Origin of the sequence: Mycobacterium pseudoshottsii JCM 15466 (genome assembly GCF_003584745.1) — a bacterium.
Classification (GTDB): Bacteria; Actinomycetota; Actinomycetes; order Mycobacteriales; family Mycobacteriaceae; genus Mycobacterium; species Mycobacterium marinum.
This window is the reverse complement of record NZ_AP018410.1, coordinates 1,126,727-1,146,277: the sequence shown is the minus strand read 5'-3', so window position 1 is coordinate 1,146,277 and position 19,551 is coordinate 1,126,727. Positions and strand designations below refer to the sequence as shown.

The 19,551-nt window shown below is 66.0% G+C and carries 15 protein-coding genes and 2 pseudogenes; 8 read left to right on the top strand and 9 right to left on the bottom strand.

Features of this window, described 5'->3' with window-relative positions; all coding sequences use genetic code 11:
- Nucleotides 1-11 precede the first annotated feature (11 nt).
- Nucleotides 12-1,518, top strand: a pseudogene (locus MPSD_RS05215) (flavin-containing monooxygenase).
- A gap of 28 nt (nucleotides 1,519-1,546) precedes the next feature.
- Here the strand turns inward: MPSD_RS05215 and MPSD_RS05210 are convergent.
- Entirely contained in the window at nucleotides 1,547-2,971 is a 1,425-nt protein-coding gene (locus tag MPSD_RS05210) for a trypsin-like peptidase domain-containing protein (RefSeq protein ID WP_232022756.1), read from the bottom strand.
- Nucleotides 2,972-3,202: 231 nt separating this feature from the next.
- On the opposite strand from MPSD_RS05210, the gene MPSD_RS05205 reads away from it, so the two are divergent.
- The 3 genes and pseudogenes from MPSD_RS05205 (at nucleotide 3,203) to MPSD_RS05195 (ending at nucleotide 7,908) form a co-directional block, all read left to right on the top strand.
- Nucleotides 3,203-4,228: an NAD(P)H-dependent glycerol-3-phosphate dehydrogenase gene (locus MPSD_RS05205; protein WP_012392837.1), complete on the top strand. Its 1,026-nt coding sequence runs from the start codon at nucleotides 3,203-3,205 to the stop codon at nucleotides 4,226-4,228.
- A gap of 232 nt (nucleotides 4,229-4,460) precedes the next feature.
- A pseudogene (locus MPSD_RS05200) lies at nucleotides 4,461-6,014 on the top strand (SulP family inorganic anion transporter).
- A gap of 292 nt (nucleotides 6,015-6,306) precedes the next feature.
- Nucleotides 6,307-7,908: a SulP family inorganic anion transporter gene (locus tag MPSD_RS05195; RefSeq protein WP_086084901.1), complete on the top strand. Its 1,602-nt coding sequence runs from the start codon at nucleotides 6,307-6,309 to the stop codon at nucleotides 7,906-7,908.
- Between the two features lie 20 nt (nucleotides 7,909-7,928).
- Here the strand turns inward: MPSD_RS05195 and htpX are convergent, their stop codons facing one another.
- The gene (gene htpX, locus MPSD_RS05190) at nucleotides 7,929-8,789 is read right to left on the bottom strand and encodes a zinc metalloprotease HtpX (RefSeq protein WP_020788655.1); all 861 of its coding nucleotides are present in this window, start codon (nucleotides 8,787-8,789) and stop codon (nucleotides 7,929-7,931) included.
- A 90-nt stretch (nucleotides 8,790-8,879) separates the two neighbouring features.
- Complete coding sequence (grcC1, locus tag MPSD_RS05185; RefSeq protein ID WP_086084900.1) at nucleotides 8,880-9,887, bottom strand: nonaprenyl/(2E,6E)-farnesyl/geranylgeranyl diphosphat synthase; 1,008 nt, start codon at nucleotides 9,885-9,887, stop codon at nucleotides 8,880-8,882.
- Between the two features lie 21 nt (nucleotides 9,888-9,908).
- Between grcC1 and menJ the strand changes: the two genes are divergently transcribed.
- From menJ to MPSD_RS05170, 3 genes are read left to right on the top strand one after another with little or no spacing between them, the layout of a single operon-like run.
- Nucleotides 9,909-11,147, top strand: a complete 1,239-nt coding sequence (gene menJ / locus MPSD_RS05180; protein WP_012392833.1) for a menaquinone reductase — start codon at nucleotides 9,909-9,911, stop codon at nucleotides 11,145-11,147.
- 53 nt (nucleotides 11,148-11,200) lie between these two features.
- Entirely contained in the window at nucleotides 11,201-11,890 is a 690-nt protein-coding gene (locus tag MPSD_RS05175; protein WP_020788657.1) for a class I SAM-dependent methyltransferase, read from the top strand.
- A 32-nt stretch (nucleotides 11,891-11,922) separates the two neighbouring features.
- The gene (locus MPSD_RS05170; RefSeq protein WP_011738950.1) at nucleotides 11,923-12,258 is read left to right on the top strand and encodes a DUF732 domain-containing protein; all 336 of its coding nucleotides are present in this window, start codon (nucleotides 11,923-11,925) and stop codon (nucleotides 12,256-12,258) included.
- Between the two features lie 18 nt (nucleotides 12,259-12,276).
- On the opposite strand, the gene MPSD_RS05165 is transcribed toward MPSD_RS05170, so the two are convergent.
- Genes MPSD_RS05165 through MPSD_RS05155 form a run of 3 tightly spaced genes read right to left on the bottom strand, consistent with a single transcriptional unit; the run spans nucleotide 12,277 to nucleotide 15,473 of the window.
- Nucleotides 12,277-12,972, bottom strand: a complete 696-nt coding sequence (locus tag MPSD_RS05165; protein ID WP_020788658.1) for a demethylmenaquinone methyltransferase — start codon at nucleotides 12,970-12,972, stop codon at nucleotides 12,277-12,279.
- A 28-nt stretch (nucleotides 12,973-13,000) separates the two neighbouring features.
- Entirely contained in the window at nucleotides 13,001-14,308 is a 1,308-nt protein-coding gene (locus MPSD_RS05160) for a hypothetical protein (protein WP_012392830.1), read from the bottom strand.
- Nucleotides 14,298-15,473, bottom strand: coding sequence for a sulfotransferase family protein (locus MPSD_RS05155; protein ID WP_036427514.1), 1,176 nt, complete (start codon nucleotides 15,471-15,473; stop codon nucleotides 14,298-14,300). The genes MPSD_RS05160 and MPSD_RS05155 overlap by 11 nt, the downstream gene beginning before the upstream one ends.
- Before the next feature lie 151 nt (nucleotides 15,474-15,624).
- Here MPSD_RS05155 and MPSD_RS05150 point away from each other — a divergent pair, with 151 nt between their 5' ends.
- Nucleotides 15,625-16,104 carry a MarR family winged helix-turn-helix transcriptional regulator gene (locus tag MPSD_RS05150; protein WP_117421216.1) on the top strand — a complete coding sequence of 160 codons (480 nt, stop codon included), beginning with the start codon at nucleotides 15,625-15,627 and terminating at the stop codon, nucleotides 16,102-16,104.
- Here the strand turns inward: MPSD_RS05150 and MPSD_RS05145 are convergent.
- From MPSD_RS05145 to menD, 3 genes are all read right to left on the bottom strand, one after another.
- Entirely contained in the window at nucleotides 16,101-17,252 is a 1,152-nt protein-coding gene (locus MPSD_RS05145) for a glycosyltransferase family 4 protein (RefSeq protein WP_020788662.1), read from the bottom strand. The two genes, MPSD_RS05150 and MPSD_RS05145, sit on opposite strands and share 4 nt — an antisense overlap.
- Before the next feature lie 75 nt (nucleotides 17,253-17,327).
- Nucleotides 17,328-17,852: a DUF3592 domain-containing protein gene (locus tag MPSD_RS05140; protein ID WP_012392826.1), complete on the bottom strand. Its 525-nt coding sequence runs from the start codon at nucleotides 17,850-17,852 to the stop codon at nucleotides 17,328-17,330.
- Entirely contained in the window at nucleotides 17,849-19,495 is a 1,647-nt protein-coding gene (menD, locus tag MPSD_RS05135) for a 2-succinyl-5-enolpyruvyl-6-hydroxy-3-cyclohexene-1-carboxylic-acid synthase (RefSeq protein ID WP_020788663.1), read from the bottom strand. The genes MPSD_RS05140 and menD overlap by 4 nt, the downstream gene beginning before the upstream one ends.
- Nucleotides 19,496-19,551: the final 56 nt, after the last annotated feature.

Below are 19,551 nucleotides of genomic sequence, written 5' to 3'. Positions count from 1 at the left end.
CGAGGTCCACGATGAGCGTGACCCCCCAAAGCCCAACGCACTCCGGTCGAGCGGAGCTTGCTCTACGTCGTCATCGTCGGCGCCGGCATCTCCGGCCTCGGAGCGGCCTACCGGCTGCTCGAGAGCGACCCCGAACTGACCTACACCATCCTGGAACGCCGTGAGCGAATCGGCGGCACCTGGGACCTGTTTCGCTATCCGGGCGTGCGCTCCGACAGCAGCATCTTCACGTTGAGCTTTCCGTTCGAACCATGGACCCGCAGGGAGGGCGTGGCCGACGGCGAGCACATCCGGGAGTACCTGGCCAACACCGCTCACAAGTACGGCATCGACGGCCATATCCAGTTCAACAGCTATGTCCGGGCGGCCGACTGGGATTCGGGCACCGACAGCTGGACGGTCACCTTCGAGCAGGACGGCGTGCAGAGGCAATGCCGCAGCAGGTTCGTGTTCTTCGCCAGCGGCTACTACAACTACGACCAGGGCTACACGCCCGATTTCCCCGGCATCGAGGGGTTCACCGGCACCGTGGTGCACCCACAGCACTAGCCGGCCGACCTGGATTACACCGGCAAGAAGGTCGTGGTGATCGGCAGCGGCGCTACCGCGGTCACGCTGATCCCGTCAATGGCGGAGCAGGCCGCCAAGGTGACCATGCTGCAGCGCTCGCCGACCTACCTCATCTCGTCTTCCAAGTACAGCAAATTCGCTGCCATCGCGCGTAAAGTATTACCCCGCAAAGCATCTCATTTGACGATCCGAACATACAACGCCCTGCTGGAAGCGGTGCTCTGGTTCTTGGCCCGCAAGCTGCCGGGCTTCATCAAATGGCTGCTGCGGCGCATTGCGATCAAGAACCTGCCCGCCGGCTATGACGTCGACACCCACTTCAAGCCGAACTACAACCCGTGGGATCAGCGCCTGTGCCTGATCCCCGATGCCGATCTGTACAACGCCGTGGCCGGCGGGCGCGCCGAAGTGGTCACCGACCACATCGACCATTTCGACGCCACCGGCATCGCACTCGAGTCCGGCCGACATCTTGATGCCGACATCATCGTCACCGCCACCGGCCTGCAGTTGCAGGCACTTGGCGGGGTGCAGATCAGTCTGGACGGCACCGAGATCAACCCCTGTGACCGGTTCGTCTACAAAGCGCACATGCTCGAAGGGGTGCCCAACCTGTTCTGGTGTGTGGGCTACACCAATGCATCGTGGACGCTGCGCGCCGACATGACCGCGCGGGCCACGGCGAAGTTGCTGGCGCACATGGCCGCCAACGGCGATACGCACGCCTACCCGGACCGGGGCAACGAGGCGATGCCGGAAAAACCGTCCTGGGACATTCGGGCCGGCTATGTGTTGCGGTCGCTGCACGCACTGCCCAAATCGGGGACCAAGCGGCCCTGGAACGTGCGGCAAAACTATTTCGCCGACGCCATCGACTACCGGTTCGACCGCATCGACGAGGCCATGGTGTTCGGCCGCGCCGCCGACCGCGCGCCCCTGGCGGGCTGAACACCGGTAGCCGATAGTCGCGGCGGCGTCAGGGCTTCTCGTGCTTTCCGTGCGCGGACGCGTCAATGACGATCGGCTCACCGCAGTTGGGGCAGAACTTTTCGGTGTGATGATGCTGCGCCCCGCAGTTCGCACAGAAGTGGGGTTCACCGGCCGTCAGATGCTCCGCGTCCGCGGGAGCCGCGGCATCGGCCGCGTGCTCACCGGCACCTTCGGCGCCGCCGCCAACCGGTGCCCACCCATCCGGAATCGGCTGAAAGTCGGGCACCGGAGAGGCCGCCGAGCGCTGCCGGCGACTTCTCAACACCGTGAAGGTCACGCCACCGCCGACCGCCAGCACCACGACAAGGCCGATGTACCACATCAGATTCGAGCCACGTAGCACCGAAACGTCGCCGTACTGCTGACGTAGGTTGACAGCGCTGGTGCGCAGATCGACCAACCCGGGAAAATCCGGTGACATCGACAACGCCGTGTCGAATTCTTTGATCGCCGCGCTGTAGTGGCCCGAGTAGTACAGGTCGAGCCCCTTTCGATAGGACAGATCGGCCGGGCCCAGGGTGGGCACGACCCCCTTGGCGGCCAGCAATGCGGCCAGGCCGGCCACCGGCGCGACAAAGTTGAACGGCTGCGATTCGCTGGCCGGGCGGAAGCTGTTCAGCCCGATCACCTTGCCGTTGAGTTCGATGGTCGGCCCGCCGCTCATGCCGTCGGAGATCGGCGCATCGATCTCGTATTCGGGAATGGTCTGGCGAAGTGATTTCTTGCTGACCGTGCCGCTCTTGTAGGTGGGGTCAAGCGAGGGATCGGTGATGTCCTGGGTGCTCTTCGGATATCCCACCGCCAGAATCCGGGTGCCGATGCTGACGTCGGCGTCGGTGGTCAGCTCCGAGGAGGGCATGTTGCGCCGGTCCACCCGCAGCAGCGCGACGTCACCCTTGTCGATCGGCCGGAAGTCCACGACGTCGGCGTTCATCGTCGCGGCCACCTTTGCCCCGCTTCCGTACAACACCGTGATGCTGACTTCTGGCCCCCGCTCGGCGGTTTCACCCTCGACCCTGGCGTTCTTGCGAAGCCACTGCACCGCACCAACCGGATTCAGCGCCTCGGGCGAGTCCGGGAATTGCTTCACGTAGTCGCTCGCCGCATGCTCGAAAATCAGGTCCCTGGCGCTTTGCGGATCAACGCAGTGCCCGGCGGTCGCCAGCCAGCCGTCGGGGTTCACGGTGAACGCGGTGCAACCCCAGCCCGCGGTGAACGGCTTGGTCGGGTTGTCGCCGTAGTGGGAGAGCCGCTGGCCGGTGGGCAGCCGCACCCAGCCATAGGCTCCGATCACGATGTACATGACCGCCGGCCGGATCAGCGCCGCAGCCCTTTCCTCCGGGTTGGCCTGTGGCCGACCGTCATCGGCGTACGCGATGCCCGGCGAGCCGGCCATGAGCAGCGCGGCCACCGCCAGCAGTGCAAATATCCGGCCGCCAACAGGCCCGGACCCAAACCTTGCCGGGCGCGCGCGGCTGACCATGACTCCTCCTGGTAGGCATCCTTTGATCTCCACCATCGGGCCTCGACGGTGTCAGACGGTAGGGACCGAAGTCCCATGCTGGGTGGTCATTGGTTTCGACTTTGGCGACCTGACACTGGCTGCTTCTCAATGTCGAGCCTCGGCAATACGCTGGGTGCCATGGCACCTGCTACGCGCGAACCCAACGTCGTTGTCCTCGGTGGCGGTTCCTGGGGAACCACGGTTGCATCGATCTGCGCACGGCGGGGGCCGACGCTGCAATGGGTGCGTTCGGAAGCGACCGCAAAGGACATCAACGACAACCACCGCAACAGCCGCTACCTCGGAAACGACGTCGTGCTAAGCGAAACGCTGCGCGCGACCACCGACTTCTCCGAGGCCGCCAACTGTGCCGACGTCGTCGTCATGGGCGTGCCCTCGCACGGCTTCCGGGGTGTACTGACCGAGCTGAGCAAGGAATTGCGCCCGTGGGTGCCGGTGGTATCGCTGGTCAAAGGGCTCGAACAGGGCACCAACAAGCGGATGTCGCAGATTATCGAGGAGATCTTGCCCGGCCATCCGGCAGGCATCCTGGCCGGGCCGAACATCGCACGCGAGGTGGCCGAAGGGTACGCGGCCGCCGCGGTGCTGGCCATGCCCGACCAGCATCTGGCCACCCAACTGTCCGCGCTGTTTCGCACCCGACGGTTCCGCGTCTACACCACCGATGACGTCATCGGAGTCGAGATGGCGGGCGCGCTCAAGAACGTGTTCGCCATCGCCGTCGGCATGGGCTACTCGCTGGGCATCGGCGAGAACACCCGCGCCCTGGTCATCGCCCGCTCACTGCGCGAGATGACCAAGCTCGGTGTGGCGATGGGCGGTGACACCGAAACCTTCCCCGGACTGGCCGGCCTGGGTGACCTCATCGTCACCTGCACCAGCCAGCGCAGCCGCAACCGCCACGTTGGTGAACAATTGGGCGCCGGCAAACCCATCGATGAGATCATCGCCTCGATGAACCAGGTCGCCGAGGGGGTCAAGGCGGCCAGCGTCATCATGGAATTCGCCAATGAGTTCGGGCTGCCCATGCCGATCGCCCGCGAGGTCGACGCCGTGATCAATCACGGATCGACCGTCGAACAAGCCTACCACGGGCTGGCCGCCGAAGTACCCGGCCATGAGGTGTACGGGGCCGGGTTCTAGCCCGGTTGGGGTTTCTGCACAGCTGGCAAGCCGGTGCGCCGGGAGATCTGCGTTTGGTATGCGCGCCGCATGTGAGGTTGACCCCGGTTTGGCCGCTTGTATACTGTCGATACGACAGCAGTGCCAACTAACGACGCTCCCGTTTCGTCGGAGGCCCTACGGGTGGGTGACCCGGGTGATACGGAGCTGACTGTCCAACCGTCCCCCGCACTGACCGACGAGGGAATGATTGATGCCGTCCATCAAACGACTTGGCAAGCAAGCCCAAGACGACGGCGCGCCGGTGTCGCGAACTCAGCAACTGCGCTCGGTCCTCCGGTACGACGTGCCCGCGTCGATTGTGGTTTTTCTGATCGCGCTACCGCTATCGGTGGGAATCGCCATCGCTTCGGGCGCACCGGTGCTCTCCGGCCTGATCTCGGCGGTGATCGGGGGGATCGTGGTTGGACTCATCGGCGGAGCACCACTGGCGGTCAGCGGTCCCGCGAATGGGATGATGGTGGTCACGGTCGGCCTCGTCGCCCAATTTGGTTGGCGGGAAACGTGTTTCATCACGGTCGTCGCAGGTGTCCTGCAGCTCGCTTTCGGACTCATCCGCATTGCGCGAGCGGTACTGGCGATCTCGCCTGTCGTCGTACACGCGATGCTGGCCGGCATCGGAATCACGATCGCACTTCAGCAAACGCACGTGTTGCTGGGCGGGGAGTCCCACACCACATCCTGGGAAAACGTTGTTGAGCTACCCGAATAAATCGTCGAGGCGCATAAACCGGGAGTGTTCCTGGGCGTGTTGGTAATCGGCATCATGGTCGCCTGGCGCTGGGCCCCGGCCAAAGTGGCTGCCGTTCCGGGGCCGCTGGTGGCCATCGTGACCGCAACCGTCATCTCGTTGGTGTTCCCGTTCGACCTGACCCGGATCACGCTCACGGGATCGCCCCTGGATGCGTTGCAGCTGCCGGCCCTACCCGATGGCAAGTGGAGCGCTATCGCGATGAGCGTGGTCACCGTCGCTTTCATTGCCAGCGTCGAGAGCCTGCTGGCAGCCGTGTCGATCGACAGAATGCACCCCGGCACACCCACCAACTTCAACCGCGAACTGGCCGGACAAGGTGTGGCAAACATGACATCCGGTATGGTCGGTGGTCTCCCCATCGCCGCCGCAATCGTCCGTAGTTCGGCCAATGTCCAGGCGGGCGCCAAGAGCCGCGCCTCGACAATCATGCACAGTGTGTGGATCCTCGTCTTCACGCTGTTTTTCGCGGGGTTGATCCAACAGATCCCCACCGCCGCACTTGCCGGCATGCTGGTTTTCGTCGGCATCAGGCTGCTGCAGCCTGCCCATATCGAAACCGCCATGCGCAATGGTGATCTGGCCGTCTATGTGGTGACCATCGTCGGCGTCGTGTTCCTCAATCTCATGCAGGGCGTGCTGATCGGACTCGCCTTGGCCATCGCGCTGACCGCGTGGCGGGTGATGTGGTTCAGGATCCACGCCGAGCCCTCGGGCGACGAATGGCACGTGATCGTCGCTGGGACATGCACCTTCCTGTCCGTGCCCCGGCTGACCCACGTACTCGCGTCCATCCCCGCGGGCAAAGCGGTTACCGTGACGATGTCGGTCATCTACCTCGATCATGCCGCGCATCAAGCGATTGCCGACTGGCAGCAGCGACAACTTTCGACTGGCGGGTCGGTTCACATCCACGGTGGCGTCCATACCGGACACCGCGCTCGCCGGGCGATGGACGACCTGGTCGAGAATGCAGGCACTGAGACTCCCGCTTAGCGAAGGATTCGCCGGACCATCGCCGGCCGGCCTGGTTCGCATCACACTTGGACTTGCGCGCCTGGTCACGCCTAACATTTGCATTCGCTATGCAGCGGGCGAACCAGGTTGCCGTCGCTTGGCCCGCTCAATAGCCTCGGATGATCGGACGCATAGCAGACTGACACAATGAAGTTCGGCGGAGTTCGGCCATTCGTATTTGCTAGTGCGCGAACACGTTACGAGTCCGTTACAGCATGTGGGGCGGGATATCGCAACATCCCCCGCTAAGGCCCAACGAGGGGATCGGCCGATGCCACACATCGAACAGCTCGATAAACAAGGTCTTGATCACGCTCAGCACCCGGGCACCCCGGAACCCCCAACAACATCGCGGTTGTCGCGGGTATCGCAGATATCGCGACCCGACCGGGTGCGATCAGTCATCAGGCACGACTTGCCAGCCTCGCTGGTTGTTTTCCTGGTAGCACTGCCGTTGTCATTGGGCATCGCCATTGCCTCGGATGCTCCGGTGCTCGCCGGGTTGATCGCGGCCGTGGTGGGCGGGATCATCGGTGGCGCACTGGGGGGATCTCCGCTGCAGGTCAGCGGGCCCGCCGCCGGCCTGGCGGTCGTGGTCGCCGACCTCATCGCCGAATTCGGATGGGGAATCACTTGTTTCATCACGGCGGTCGCCGGGCTGATGCAGATCCTATTGGGGTTCAGCCGGGTCGCGCGAGCCGCCCTTGCGATCTCGCCAGTGGTGGTGCACGCCATGCTGGCCGGTATCGGGATCACCATCGCGCTGCAACAGACGCACGTGTTGCTCGGTGGCGAATCACATAGCACGGCCTGGGCCAACGTGGTCGAGCTGCCCGCACAGATTGTCGGCGCGCACCGGCCCGGAGTGATCCTGGGGCTGCTGGTCATCGCGATCATGGCCGCTTGGCGCTGGGCTCCGGCCAAGGTGGCTCCCGTTCCCGGCCCGCTGGTCGCCATCGTGGTGGTAACCGTTGTCTCGGTGGTGTTTCCGTTCCATGTGTCCCGCATCACTCTCGAGGGCTCGGTCGTGGATGCACTGCAGCTGCCCGCAATTCCGCTCGGAAACTGGGGCGCCATCGTGATCGGCATCATCACCGTCACGCTCATCACCAACGTCCAGAGCCTGTTGACAGCGGTGGCAACCGACAGAATGCACAGCGGCCCAACCACCGAACTCAACCGTGAATTGATCGGCCAGGGCGCATCCAACGTCGTGTCGGGGGCAATCGGCGGCCTCCCCATCGCCGGTGTCATCGTCCGCAGCGCGGCAAACATCAAGGCGGGTGCCAAAACTCGGGCGTCGACAATCCTGCACGGTTTCTGGGTCCTGCTGTTCGCACTCCCCTTTGCGGGTTTGATCGAACAAATCCCCAGCGCTGCGCTCGCGGGACTGCTGATCGTCATCGGTATTCAGCTACTGCAGCCCGCACACATCGAAACCGCGGTCAAGACCGGCGACTTCGCCATCTACCTGGTGACGATTGTCGCGGTGGTCTTCCTGAATCTGCTGCACGGCGTGATGATCAGGCTGGCCCTGGCCATCGCGATGACGGGGTGGCGAGTGCTGCGGGCCAAGGTCGAAGCACACCAAATCGACGGCGAATGGCGGGTGGTCGTCGAGGGCGCCTGCACCTTCCTGTCCCTACCCCGACTGACCCGGGTGCTGGCCTCGGTGCCTGACAGCGCGACGGTCACTCTTCATATCGCGGTCAACTACCTCGACCACGCCGCGCACCAGGCGATCACCGACTGGCAGCGACGCCATCACGCCACCGGCGGGAAGGTTCGCATCGATGGCGCCCTGCGCAGAGGTCATTTCGCCAACGACGGCACACAGTTGGTCCACGACGAAAAGTCCGAAGCCGCCGCCTGACGGCGGCCGGCCGAACCCCGCTATCCGCGGGCCATTTGCTCCAAACGCCGGATCCGGTCCTCGATCGGCGGATGCGTCGAGAACAGCGATCCGATCCGCTCACCGGCACGGAACGGATTGGCGATCATCAAGTGCGCCTGGCTGGCCAGCTGCGGCTCGGGCGGCAGTGGAGCCAGTTGCACGCCACCGGAGATCTTGCGCAGTGCCGACGCCAACGCCAACGGGTCACCGGTCAAGACCGCACCCGATTCGTCGGCCTGATATTCGCGCGAACGCGACACCGCCATCCGCACCACCGTCGCCGCGATCGGGCCCAGCAACGAAACCAGCAGCAGGGCGAACGGGTTCTGGCCGTCTCGGTTACCACCGAACATGCCGGCCCACATGGCCATGTTGGCCAGCGCGGTGATCACCGACGCCAGCGCTCCGGCGATACAGGAAATCAGGATGTCGCGGTTGTAGACGTGTGACAGCTCGTGGCCCAGCACGGCACGCAATTCCCGCTCGTTGAGCAGCGCCAGGATGCCCGTGGTGCAGCACACCGCGGCGTTGCGCGGGTTGCGCCCGGTGGCGAAGGCGTTGGGTGCGGCGGTGTCACTGATGTACAGCCGCGGCATCGGCTGGTGGGCGCTGGCGGCCAGCTCACGCACTATCCGGTACATGGCCGGAGCCTGCAGCTCCGAAACCGGCTGCGCATGCATGGCCCGCAGGGCCAGCTTGTCGCTGTTGAAGTAGACATAGACGTTCATCCCGACGGCGAACAGCACCGCCAGGATCAGGGCCGTCCTGCCGAACAGCGCACCAAAGAACACGATCATGGCGGACATGCCGACCAGCAGCAGGAAAGTCTTCAGCCTGTTGGCATGCGGATGCCAGGTCATCGGTGTGTGTCCTCCCACGAACACGGCAACTTGGTTATTACAGCTGATTTAACGCCCGAAACGGCCCTCGGGGTTCCGAAACGCCGCGCTCTACCCGTGCCGGTTGACCGTGTAGTCGACCAACGCGGCCAGCGCCTGGCGGCCCGGGACGTCGGACAGCAAATCCAACTCGTGACGTGCCCGAGCGGCATATTGCTCCAGGACCTCTTTGGCCTGGCCCATACCCGGCGACGCCCGCAACAGCGCGAGGGCCTCGAACACCTCGGCATCGTCGCGGATCGGACCCGCCAGCAATGTGCGCAGCCGGGCGCCGTCGGAGCCGGTCTGGCGCAGGGCGTAGAGCATGGGCAGCGTGCGCACCCCCTCACGCAGGTCGGTGCCCGGTAGCTTCCCCGACTGTTCGGTATCGCTGTCGATGTCGATGATGTCGTCGGCGATCTGGAACGCGGTGCCGACGATGCCGCCGAGACGGTTCAGTCGCTCCACTTGTTCGCCGTCGGCGCCAGAAAACATGCCACCGAACCGGCCGGCGGCCCCGATCAGGCAGCCGGTCTTTTCGTGAACCACCTTCAGGTATTGCTCGATCATGTCCACGCCCTCGGGCGCGCCCCGGGTCTCACGCATCTGACCGGTCACCAGCTGGGCGAACGTATCGGCGACGATCCGCACGGCATCCGGCCCCAGCCGCGACACCAACCGCGACGCCGTCGCCAGCAGATAGTCACCGGCCAGGATGGCGACGTTGTTGCCCCAGCGCGCATTGGCGCTGGGCGCTCCGCGACGTACTTGCGCCTCGTCCATCACATCGTCGTGGTAGAGCGTCGCGAGATGAATCATCTCGATGACGGCTCCGGCGATCACGACTTCGTCGGCACCCGGGTTCGGCCCGACCTGAGCCGACAAGACGGTAAACAGTGGACGGAACCGCTTACCACCGGCCAGGAACAGGTGTAGCAGCGAATCGGTCATCACCTCGTCGGCACCGCGCAACTCAGCGTCCATCAGCCGCTCGATGCTGGCGACACCATCTCGCACCGTCGTGGCGAATTCAGCATCGCCGACGTCAACGCCCGCCACCACCGTCGCCGAGGTTCTCATCCGACCAACATACTGGGGAGCGTGGAAACCAGAGTTCCCAGAGCCCTTGGCGCCGACCTGGTGGTCGTGGGCGCCGGACCGGCCGGGTCGGCGGCGGCCGCCTGGGCCGCCCGAGCGGGCCGGGATGTACTTGTCATCGACTCCGCCGGTTTCCCCCGCGACAAGGCCTGCGGCGACGGGCTGACCCCGCGCGCGATCGCCGAGCTGCAGCAGCTGGGCCTCGGCGAATGGCTGGCCGGCCGTATTCAGCACCGGGGTCTGCGCATGAGCGGATTCGGCGGCGAGGTGGAAATCGGCTGGCCCGGCCCGTCTTTTCCGGCGTACAGCAGCGCGGTGGCCCGGCTCGAACTCGACGATCGGATCCGCAAGGTCGCCGAGGAGTCCGGGGCCCGCATGCTGCTCGGCACAAAAGCCGTCGCGGCCCATCATGACTCGTCAAGGCGAGTGGTATCGCTGACGCTGGCCGATCGGACCGAGGTAGCCTGCCGACAATTGATCGTCGCCGACGGCGCACGGTCGTCCCTGGGGCGCAAGCTGGGCCGCCGCTGGCATCAGGAGACCGTCTACGGCGTCGCCGCACGAGGATACCTGACCACTGCCCGCAGCGAGGATCCGTGGCTGACCTCCCATCTGGAACTGCGCTCGCCAGACGGAGCGGTGCTGCCCGGCTACGGCTGGATCTTCCCGCTGGGCAACGGCGAGGTGAACATCGGGGTGGGAGCGCTGTCGACCACCAAACGGCCGGCGGACCTGGCGTTACGACCGCTGATGTCGTACTACACCGACCTGCGCCGGGACGAATGGGGCTTTACCGGCCAGCCCCGTGCGGTCGCCTCGGCGTTGCTGCCCATGGGCGGCGCGGTGTCGGGGGTGGCCGGGCCGAACTGGATGCTCATCGGTGACGCCGCAGCGTGCGTCAACCCACTCAACGGGGAGGGCATCGACTACGGCCTCGAGACCGGGCGGCTTGCCGCCGAACTCCTGGATTCCCCCGACCTGTCGCAGCTGTGGCCGTCGCTACTGCAGGCGCACTACGGTCGTGGGTTCTCGGTCGCACGCAGGCTGGCGCTGCTGCTGACCTACCAACGGTTCCTGCCCACCACCGGACCGGTGGCGATGCGCTCGACGGCACTGATGAAGGTCGCCGTGCGGGTGATGGCCAACCTGGTCACCGAGGAGGACAGCGATTGGGTGGCACGGCTGTGGCGCGGCGGCGGACGGGCATCACGGCTGATCGATCGTCGCCCGCCGTTCCACTGAGGCCCTATATCAATTTCATTGACATGTATCAGGCTCGTTGATATACAAGAGGCATGACTGAATCATTGGATTTGCAATTCGAAACCGCCTATCGCGGCGAATCCGCAGAGTTCGGCGCGGGCATCAGGCCCCCGTGGAGCCTGGGCGAACCCCAGCCCGAACTCGCCACCCTGATCGAGCAGGGCAAGGTCCATGGCGAGGTGCTCGACGCGGGTTGCGGGGAGGCCGCCCTCGCATTGGCGCTGGCAGGACGGGGCCACCCGGTGGTCGGCTTGGACATGTCCCCCACCGCCGTCGAGCTGGCCGGGCGCGAGGCCGCGCGCCGCGGCCTGACCAACGCCAGCTTCGCGGTGGCCGACATCACCGATTTCGCCAGCTATCCGCCGGAGTCGGCGGGGCGGTTCAACACCATCATGGACAGCACGCTGTTTCACTCCATGCCGGTCGAACTCCGCGAGGGTTACCAGCGTTCGATCGTACGGGCGGCCGCCCCGGGCGCGTCCTACTTTGTGCTGGTCTTCGACAAGGCCGCGCTTTCCGGCGACGGCCCGATCAATGGCGTCACCGAAGAAGAGTTGCGTAACGCGGTGTCCAAGCACTGGGTGATCGACGAGATCCGGCCGGCCCGCATTCACGCCAATCTCCCGCCGGAAGTATCCGGGATGCCCGCCTTCGACGCTCGCGACGAACCCGAGGGCCGCAAGTCCGTCGGTGCGTGGTTGCTCTCAGCCCATTTGGGCTGATGGCACACCCCATGCGGTGTATAGTCCAGCTAATGAAGGGTAGAAGGCTGGCCACAATCGCCGCGACTGCGGTAGCTGCCGTCGGACTGGCGGCGCCGGCGCAGGCTGACGACTACGACGCCCCTTTCAACAACACGCTGCACAGCTTCGGGATTTACGGCCCGCAGGACTACAACGCCTGGCTGGCCAAGATCAGCTGCGAGCGAATGGACCGGGGCGTTGACGGCGACGCGTACAAGTCGGCGACTTTCTTGCAGCGCAACCTGCCCCGTGGCACCACCCAGGGCCAGGCGTTTCAGTTCCTGGGCGCGGCGATCGACCACTACTGCCCCGCGCATGTCGGGGTCCTGCAGCGGGTCGGCGCTTAGGTCTATTGGCCGGGTCGTTTAGACCGGCTGGGGCTTGTACCCGGCGTGCAATGCCACGATTCCGCCGGTGAGGTTGCGCCAGCGCACCGCCGACCAGCCGGCCCGCCACATCTGCTGGGCCAACGCCGCCTGGTCCGGCCACGCCCGGATCGACTCGGCCAGGTATACGTAGGCCTCGGGATTGCTGGACACCGCGCGCGCCACCCGCGGCAGCGCCCGCATCAGATACTCCTTGTAGACCGTGGCGAACAACGCACTGACGGGCGTGGAGAATTCACACACCACCAGCCGTCCCCCGGGCCGGGTCACGCGCGCCATCTCGCGCAGTGCGGCGGAGAAATCGACCACGTTGCGCAGCCCGAAGCTGATGGTCACCGCGTCGAAGACATCGTCGGCAAACGGCAGCCGGGTGGCATCACCGGCAACCTTGCACACCTTGCGTTCATGGCCCGCGGCGAGCATCCCAACCGAGAAGTCAGCCGCCACGCACCAGGCCCCGGACTTCGCCAGCTCCACCGTGGATACCGCAGTCCCCGCGGCCAGATCCAGCACCTTGTCACCCGGACCGATGCGCAACGCCGATCGGGTGGCCCGCCGCCAATATCGGTCCTGCCCCAGCGACAGCACGGTGTTGGTCAGGTCGTAACGACGAGCGACGCCGTCGAACATCGACGCGACGTCTCGGGGGTCTTTGTCCAGGGCCGCGCGACTCACCTCGGAGACGCTACCCGACAGCGTCGCGTCAATACTGGCGGTATCGGCGCTGGACGTGCTCCTGGCGGACGCTGATCTGCCGGCGCCTTTCCTCGACGGACACGGTGCGGGTGTCCGCGGGCAGGTGCTGACGCACGCTGGCCAGGGGCACCTTTACGGCGCTGGCCTTGGGCAATTCGGACGGCGGGTCGCAGTACGTCCACCGCAGGGTCAGGAATCCGCCCAGGCGCCCGGCGGTGTCGAGCCAGTTGGGCACGCCGGGGTCGGTGTCGGCGATGACGTAGCGGATCCTCGCGTCGGCATCGGGTTCGGACTGAAATCCGTTGAGACTGCACGCGTGGTTGGCGTAATCCAGGGATTCGCCCCACAGGTTGGACAGATGAAATCCCATGTAGGCCGGCGGTACCGGAACGACGACCTCGACCAGCAGCGCTTCGTCGGCGCGCAGGTCATAGACCCCGCCGCAGTAGACGTTGGTGCTCTGGCCGCCACCCATGGCAAGGTTGGCCAGCGCAGGCTCATTGAGTGAGTTACGGGGCATCAGCGTGAACCCATCGCCGTTCTTGTCACCGTGCGCCTCGAGGACCACGTCGTAAAACTCGTTCCAGAACCGCATCTGGTTCTCGACGATCGTGCCGAGGCGACGCATGTTCTGGGCCACGACGGCGGGATCGGCCGGCTCGGGCTGGGCTCCCTGCTTGCCGATCTGGACGATGTGCAGATCGGGCGACATCTCGTGTTCCCAGTCGTGAAACAGTATGCGGGCGATCAGAAAACGCGCGGTGGCGGTCCCGTCTGGGGTGCGGGTGGCAATGAAGTTGCCGGTGTGCTCGCCGGGCCGGCGCGGGCCCAGCAGGATCTCGAATCGGCCATCCTCGCCGACGGCGAGATCGGCGGTGTCCAGCGCCCCGGTTACCACGCGTCCGCCCGGCATGAGCTCGGCAAGGCCGCCGGTGTCTCCGGCATAGTCGGTGTGTGCCTCAAAGATGAGGTATTGCGGAGGCTTTGGGCCGACGAACCGGCCGGTTACCCGATAACTCTGCGCGCCGTCGATCGGCGCCGACAGGTATAAGGCGTCGGCGTTGTCGATGGTCGCCTTGTCCAGCGGTTGGATGGCACGCCGAAAATACGGGAAGTCGGGATTCTCGCCGAAGGCGCGTTCGATGCCACTGAAAACAAATCCCAGCAGGTATCCGTATCCGTCCGCGAGGCCGGCGGCGGTGACCGGAGGAGCATGCAATTCGGCGGAGTCCACGGCATCGCGCGCCCGGGTCAGCGCGTCGATCATGTCGGTCCAGGCCGCGTGCAGGCTGGCTTGGCTTGTTTCAGCGGACATGCGCGTCTGTTCCTTCTGTTCTTGCCGCTGCCTCTGTGTCCCAGTGGTATTCATCGAACAAGTCGGCCAGCCGGGTGTGAATCTCGCGGGAGTCCAGTCCGAATTCCTCCAAGCTGTAGCGGTGGGTTGATTCGTGCCCGCTGCCCGAGGCGGCCGCCGCGAACGCCTCGGCGGCCGCCGGCCCCATGTCGAGTTCCAACTGCCGGTAGATCCGGCGCATGGTGACCTCCGGTTGGGCGATCAGTTCGCGGTAATCCACCAGGACCGAACGAACCTCGCGATGTCGGGCCAAGACGTCGAGTGGATGCTGGTAGGAATCCAACGATTGCTCGGCCAGCACCCGCAGCGACTTCTCGACCAAGCGCTGATCGCGGCCGCGCAGGCCCCATTCGGTCTGCAACAACTTCAGCAGGCTCGGAATCGTCTCATCCGGATTGCGCAGGGGCACAATAAACCTGGCGTCCGGAAAGGTCTCGATCAGCGCTTCGACCCGACCGCAGAAGGTGGGGTTCTTACTCAAGTGCGTACCGCCACCATTGACCGCGATCTGGCGCCGGACGCACCCCTTGTAGAAGGCCATCGCCCGTCGCCGCTTGCGTTGCGGCCAGCGATCGACATGGTAGAAATCGAGTTCGCCCATGAACGGGAACATCAGGATCCAGAACCCTGAGCACAGTGACCAAGTCAAAAACGCGTCGTCCTCTTCCGGAACGAAGAACCCGGTCTTGTGCATGTCGCCGGTCGGGGCGAAGCGACGCTTTTCGATCTCGTCGAGCCGGTGCCGCAGACGCTTTCCGAATACCGCGGCATCGACCCGAAAAAGCAGGCGCAGCAAGCGTTTCTCCAACAACGACGGAAAGAACAGCTCGTACATCATCGCGTAGCTGAACTGGGGGTCATTGGCCATCAGCCGATGCAGATAGGTGGTGCCGCTGCGGGCGTGCCCGATACAGAACACCGGTGCCACCACTTGGGTGCGGCGCAATGACCCGAACAGGATGGGATCGAGCGCGAAGCACACCGCGTGGATCGCGGCGATGGCCGGCACCGCGACCGCGAACCCGAAGAAGCGCCGCCAACGCGCCGCGGCGGGCGGGTCGCGGCGCAACAGCCGCAGCATCGTGCGGTAGTTGGGCCAGTCGAAATAGAAACCCGTTCCCAGCATGAACACTCCTGCGCGCAAGCCAATTTCGGTGGCCGGATGTCGCGGTCCAGCTATCTATACTTTATTGACTATGTCAAGTAGTTGCCGATACTGTCGCGTTCATGCGGGTCTTCACTACCGGCGGGTGCGCGCTGGCCAGACCGGGGCGAATGTGGCGTCTGCACGCAAGCTGACGGCGGTTGCCGCCATCAGTGCCACCCTCGCCCAAATCGTCCGGCTCAGCATCAGTCGATCGGCGTTCGCCGGTCAGGCATCGGCGGCCAACACCGAGCTGTCGCAGCCTTCCTATGTTCTGCTTCGCGTCCTGATCGACGAGGGCCCATTGCCGTTGAGTCGACTGGCCAGGTTGGCGCACATGGATGCCGGGATGGCCACCCGCCGGGCGCGAGCCCTGGTCGAGGCCGGGCTGGTCACCCGGCACACCGATCCCAACGACGGGCGGGTGTCGGTGATCGAGGCGACGCCGCAGGGCCGGCGTGCCGCGGGGGCACTGCACGAGGTGCGAAGGGATCACTTGGCGCGAGCGCTCTCGGGCTGGTCGGCGGCCGAACTCCACGAGTTCAACCGACTCCTGTCGAAGTTCCTCACCGACATCAAGAAGACGCCGATCGTCGATACCGCAACGCGCTAGGCGCGCCGCCTTCGCCACAACCAGTCTTGGGCCCGCCCGGTCGGTGCGAGCACCTCCGCATAGTGGTCAAGCAACTCGTCACAGATCACCGACCAGCTGCGGCCCAACACGCTGCGCCGGGCCGCCTGCGAATAGCGCTGGCGTTCGTGGACCAGGTGCGCGACCGCGGCCGGCAACTGCGTCTCGAACCCGTCGACGGGAAGCAGCAGGCCGGTCCGTTGTGGGGTAACCAGGTCGCGGGGTCCGCCGGCGTCGGGGGCGATCACCGGCAGCCCCGACGCCAGCGCTTCCTGCACGACCTGACAGAACGTCTCGTGTTCACCGGCGTGCACAAAGACGTCCATGCTGGCGTACGCCGCAGCGAGCTCGTCACCGTACAGGGCGCCGGTGAAAACCGCTGTGGGCATAGCCAATTCGAGTTTGCGCCGGTCGACTCCGGCGCCGACGATCACGAGCGTGACCGCGCCCGATGCCGCCAGCCCAGCGAGCCGTTCGGCATGCTTCTCGGGCGCCAGCCGACCCACGAATCCGACGATCGGCCGCCCGTCCGCCGACCATCGCCGGCGCAGCGACTCGTCTCGCGCCGACGGCGCGAACCTGATCAGATCGACGCCCCGCGCCCATCGGTGCACCCGCGGGAAGCCCTGGTCGAGCAGGGTTTGCATGGTCGAAGTGGACGGCGCCAGGGTGCGGTCGGCAAGGCCATGCAGGTGGCGAAACCAGGCCCAGGCCGCCCGTGAGGTTGCCGCGATGCCGTAGCTGGCCGCGAAGCCCGGCACATCGGTTTGGTACACCGCCACGGTGGGCACGCCAAGACGTCGCGCCGCCCGCAGCGCGCCGTAGCCGAGCAGCGCCGGTGAGGCCAGGTGCACCACGTCAGGTTCGAATCCCCGCAAGACCCGCAGGATTCGCGGGGTTGGCACCCCCAGCGGCAGGGTGGTCACTTTCGGGAACATCCGCGCCGGCGTCCGGTGCACTCGGACGCCGTCATGCAGCCGGTCGGCCCTGGGCTCACCGGGAGGATTGTCGGGCGCGATGACCAAGGCTTCGTGACCGGTCCGGCGCAGATGCTCGAGTACCCGAACCACCGAGTTGCTGACACCATTGACGTTGGGCAAGAACGACTCGGCGACGATCGCAACGCGCACGCCACCACCGTGTCAGCGTCGACTGTCGGCAAGGTTGCCGCCGGGCATACGGGGCGCGAAATCTGCCGGCACGCCCTATGGCGTGGACATCGTGTCCGCCCGCTGGTCCGGCCGTTTGTCCAGCCGCCTATCCAGCAGGGCCAGACCGACGAGCGCAACAGTCGCCACCAACCAGGCCACCACCGCGATGGAGCCGGCGGGGATGATCGCCAGCCCGGCGTTGCGGTGCTGCACGCGCACCAGATTGGGATCCCTCTTGTTGTACTCGACGTAGATGCGCATACCGGTGGCCAGCTCAGACGGGTACAGCACACCTAATTCGGGCCGGTAGGTCACGCGGTCGGGGGTGACGAATTCGATGGTTGAGCGCCGTGGCCCGGCGCTGAGCACCTCGGCCTGTGCGACCCCCATGTTGCGATCGATGGCCAGGTCATTGCGCCACGCGCCGGCCACCAGCAATATCGACTGCAGCGTGACCAACCCGGTGAGGATCAACACCGAGATCCGGATCCAGCGCACCACTGTCCTGGCCGGCGTGTCCGGCATCTCTTCGGTGGTGCCGTGGATCAGGATGCGCAGCAGCTTCTTGGGCGAGGTCATAGCGCGGCCTTGATGGCGGCGTGCAGTTGCCGCAGCGAGGAGCGGTCCGCCTTGACCTCGAGCACCCGCAGGCCGCTGCCCGGCTCGTCCAGCGCGGCCGGCAACTGGTCCACTTCGATCTGCCTGTTCTCCACGTGGTAGGCCCGGCACAGTGCGCCCACGTCGACGTCGTGGGGGGTGCCGAAGATCCGCGACGAGACATCGGAGAACCGCGGATCCCCCTGCTCGAGCAGCTCAAAAATGCCGCCGCCATTGTCGTTGGACACCACGATCGCCAGCTGCCGCGGTGTCGGTTCGGTAGGGCCGATCAACAAGCCGGAGCTGTCGTGGACGAACGTCAAATCACCGATCAGCGCGACGGTGCGCCCGTGATGATCGCGTTCGTAGCCCAGCGCGGCCCCGATGGCCGTGGACACGGTGCCGTCGATACCGGCGACCCCTCGATTGGATCGCACCCGCAGGCCCGCAGTGTCCAGGCCGACCAGGGCCGCATCGCGCACCGGGTTGGACGCGCCCAGCACCAGCTGGTCGCCGGGGCGAAGCGCGCCGGCAACGGCCGCCGCGACGTGCAGGCCGGTGGTCAGCGGGTGCGCGGCAAGCTGCTCGCGTACCGCCGCAACCGCGTGGCGGTTCATCTGCGCGCAGCGGTCCAGCCACGACGGGTTCGGGGTGCCCGTGACGATCGCCCGGGTTCCGGTGGCCTGCGAGTTTCCCGACACATCCGGCCAGCGGGGCCCGGTCGTCAACGCAAAGACCGGCACTTCGGGATCGGCCAGCAAGGCCGATACCGGCCGGTGCAGCGTCGGGCGCCCCAGCATGATCACCTGCCGGGGCCGCAGCAGCGGCAGTGCCAACGGGTGCAAAGGGTTGCCACCGGACGGCGCAGCCGGTGCTGTCGGCTCGGCGATGGTGGGTAGCTGCACCAGGTTGGGGTGCACACCGGCGCCGTGCCCGGCGATGACGACGGTGTCGGCGGACAGGTCGATTTCCAGCGGTTGGTCGAAGGTGACCGGTGGGGTGTAGGTCCACGGCCGGCCCTCCGGGCGTCCCGGCGGGGTCACCGCACCGTGGGGATCCGGGTCGGGCACCAGCGGTTCCCGCAACGGAATGTCAAAGTGCACCGGGCCGGCGTTGGCGGTACGCGACCCCATGGCGGCCGCCAGCACCCGGCACGTGGCCGATCGCCACGACGCGTTGAGGGAGTCCAGGCGTTCGTGCGCATCCTCGGCCAGACCCAGGCTGATCGTGGCACGCACTTGAGTGCCGAAGTAGCCCAGTTGCTCCATGGTCTGGTTGGCCCCGGTGCCCAGCAGTTCGTAGGGCCGGTTCGCCGAGAGCACGATCAGCGGCACCCGGGCGTAATTGGTCTCCACCACCGCCGGGCCGAGATTGGCCACCGCGGTACCGGAGGTCATCGCCACACACGCCGGCGCACCCGCCCCGACGGCCAGCCCGATGGCCAAGAAGCCGGCGGTGCGTTCGTCGATGCGAACGTGCAGCCGAATGCGACCGGACCGGTCGGCGTCCTGCAACGCGAAGGCCAGCGGCGCGTTGCGCGAGCCGGGGCACAGCACCACATCGCGAACCCCACCGCGGATCAACTCGTCAACGACAACGCGGGCCTGTGTCGTCGAAGGGTTCACCAGTACAGGGTGTCACAGCCGAACGCTGCGCCGGCTATCGAGCCGCACCGGCTACC